This window comes from Methylibium sp., assembly GCF_013817365.1.
GTDB lineage: Bacteria > Pseudomonadota > Gammaproteobacteria > Burkholderiales > Burkholderiaceae_C > Methylibium.
This window is the reverse complement of the sequence record NZ_JACDCU010000466.1, coordinates 1-3,017: the sequence shown is the minus strand read 5'-3', so window position 1 is coordinate 3,017 and position 3,017 is coordinate 1. Positions and strand designations below refer to the sequence as shown.

Annotated in this window: 2 protein-coding genes; one reads left to right on the top strand and one right to left on the bottom strand. The window is 69.4% G+C overall.

Features of this window, described 5'->3' with window-relative positions; translation table 11 throughout:
• The first annotated feature begins 362 nt into the window (after window positions 1-362).
• A complete protein-coding gene (locus tag H0W38_RS19815; protein ID WP_292457400.1) occupies window positions 363-773 on the top strand; it encodes an SWIB/MDM2 domain-containing protein in 411 nt (136 codons plus the stop codon).
• A 136-nt stretch (window positions 774-909) separates the two neighbouring features.
• Here H0W38_RS19815 and H0W38_RS19810 read toward each other — a convergent pair.
• Window positions 910-3,017: PAS domain-containing protein (locus H0W38_RS19810; protein ID WP_292457399.1), on the bottom strand; the 2,108-nt coding region annotated here is incomplete at its 5' end.

Below are 3,017 nucleotides of genomic sequence, written 5' to 3'. Positions count from 1 at the left end.
CGGCCGACTCGGCGCACGAGCGCGGCCGCAGCGGGCCAGTGTCGCGCAGCCGGAACAGCCGCGCGGCGTGTGCGGCAAAGCACGTCCGAGCCGCCTGCCGATAGATCAATTGTGTGCAATTAAATTGCCTCCAATGACACGGATAACGTCGTAGAAAACGCCTGCGTGCGCCGCTTTGATGTCGTGCCGCGACACATGAGGGCTTGCGCTCTGCTGAAAGCGCGTTTTCTCCGGGCAAATTGCTTCTCAATGCACACCCCGAGCAGTACCATCCGCGGCGCAGGGTCACTGAGAGAAATGAGAGTCCATGCGGCTCTCGCCCGGAACCCGGCACATCAACAACTCTTGATGGAGTGAACAAAATGGCAACTGCGAAGAAGGCTCCCGCCAAAAAGGCGGCGGCGAAGAAGGTGGCTCCGGCCAAGAAGGCGGCTCCCGCGAAGAAGGCGGCCCCGGCCAAGAAGGCGGCTCCCGCGACAAAGGCGCCGGCCAAGAAGGCGGCAGCCAAGAAGCCCGCCACCAAGCGCACGCCGAACGCGGCGTTCATGAAGGCGATGACCCCCAGCCCGCAACTCGCCGCGATCGTCGGCGACAAGCCCTTGCCGCGCACCGACGTGACCAAGAAGGTCTGGGAGTACATCAAGAAAAACAAGCTGCAGGACGCAACACAAAAGCGCGTGATCGTGGCCGATGCGAAGCTGAAGGAAATCTTCGGCAAGCCCCGGGCCGACATGTTCGAAATGACCAAGATGATCAACAGCCACCTCAAGTGAGCTGTCGGCCCGCAAGGGCTGCGCTAGGTTTTCCAAGCCCGGTTCGCCGGGCTTTTTTGTGGCCGCGCCCGACGCGTCTTGTCGCTTGGCCGCGGCGCCGGGTCTGCCGCCGAAGTCGAGTCGCGTGGCGCGGCGTTCAGGCCGTGGCAGCGAGACCGAGCGCGGCGTCCAGGCCGGCGAGAACGCGCCGCACGTCGATCGGCTTGGTCCAGTAGTCGTCGAAGCCGGCCGCACGCGCGGCGGCGATCTGCTCGGCCAGCACGTCGGCCGAAAGCGCGATGCAGCGCAGTGCGGCCGTCTGCGGCGCGGCGCGCAGCGCGCGGATCAACGCCAGGCCGTTGGTGTCGGGCAGGTTCATGTCGATCAGCAGCAGATCGAAGCCGCCGGCCCGTGCGAGCGCCAGGCCGCTGGCGCCGTCGGAGGCGAGTTGCAGCTGCCAGCCCGGTCGCGCGCGCAGCACTTCCTGCATCAGCATCTGGTTGAGCAGTTCGTCTTCGATGTAGAGCAGCCGCGGCTGGGCGCGCTGCGGCGCTGCAGCGGCCGGCGGCCGTGGCGGCGCAAGGTTTGCCGTGGCGTCGTCGATCGGTGCGGGGCTGGACGCCAGACGCACGCTGAAGGTCGAGCCGGCGTTCGACGCGCTCTGAACCGAGATGCTCCCGCCCATCGCCGTGACCAGCTGATGCGCGATCACCAGACCCAGGCCGCTGCCGCCGACCAGCCGCCGCTCGTCGCCGCTGCGTTCGAGCCGCTCGAAAGGCTGGAACAGGCGCTTTTGCTGCGCCTGGCTGATGCCCGCACCGCTGTCGACGACGTGGATGGCGACCGGCTCGCCCGCCGGACCGGCCGGCTCCAGGCGCACCGTGACGCTAGCGCCGCGGCGGCTGAAGCGGATGGCGTTGGACAACAGGTTCATCAGCACCTGTTCGATCGCCCGCGCATCGCCCTGCACCCACTGCCCGCCCGGGGGCGGCGCGTCGAGCGCCACGCCGCCGTTCTCGGCCAGCGGCTGCACCCCCTTCAGGGCGCTGGCCAGCGCGGCATCCAGCGAGACCGGCTGCATCTGCAGCGTGAATTCGGAGTGCTCGATGCGGCTGAGTTCGAGCACGTCGTCAACCAGTCCGAGCAGGTGTTGGCCGGCGCGCTGCACGCTGGCAAGGCGCCGCGCCTGCTCGCCGGCGAGCGGCTGATCGCGGTCGAGCGCCATCAGTTGCGCGAAGCCGAGGATGCCGTTGAGCGGCGTGCGCAGTTCGTGGCTCACGCGGGACAGGAACTGCGTCTTGGCCCGGCTGGCACGCTCGGCCTCCTGCTTGGCGCGCTGCAGCTCAGTGGCGATTTGCTGTTCGTGCACGTCGCGGCAGGTGCCGATCACGCCGTCGGGCCGCTTGCCGGCATCGAAGGTGGCGCGCAACACGAACTCCAGCCAACGCATGCTGCCGTCGGGCCGGTGGATCCGGTAGCGGCCCTCGAAGGGCGCACCGCTGGCCAGCGTGCCGTGCACGCCGGCCAGGGCGGCCTCGCGGTCGGCCGCGTCGATCTGGGCCACCCAGTCGGCGAGCAGGAATTGCGGCTGCGGATGGGCCAGGCCGTGGTTGATGCAAGCCTGCGCGTCCAACACGATCCGCATGTCGGCCAGGGTGAACTGCGCGATGCCGATGCCGGCCGCGGCTGCGGCCAGCTGCCAGCGTTCCTCGTGCTCGCGCAGCGCCGCCTCGGTGGCGCGGCGTTCGGTGATGTCGGTGGTGAAGCCGTGCCACAGCACGCTGCCGTCGCTCTGTGCGGTCGGCGCGGCGCGCGTTTCGACGCAGCGCTGCGTGCCGTCCTTCAACGTGAGCCGAAAGGCGTGCTCCAGCGGCGCGCCGCGCGCTGCGCAATCGGCGATGGCGGTGCGCAGCGCCGGCAGGTCATCAGGCCACACGCGCCGGAAGAAGGCGTTCGCGTCCGCCTGCAGTTCGGCGGCCGGCAGGCCGAACACGCGCTCGGCACCTTCGCTGACGAACGGGTATTCCGTATGCCCGTCGGCGCCCGCGCGAAAACTGAACAGCACGCCTGGCACTTGGGTCGCCAGCCGGCGCAGCAGCGCTTCGTTGCGGTGCGCGGCACCTGCCGACGTCAAGGCCGCGCTCACATCGCGCGCCGTGCCGCGGTAGCCGGCGAAGCGGCCCGCCGCGTCCAGCACCGGCACGGCACTGTGCGAAACCTGCAGCGGGCCGCGCGGGGTTTGCATCGTGGTGACGACGCGGCTGA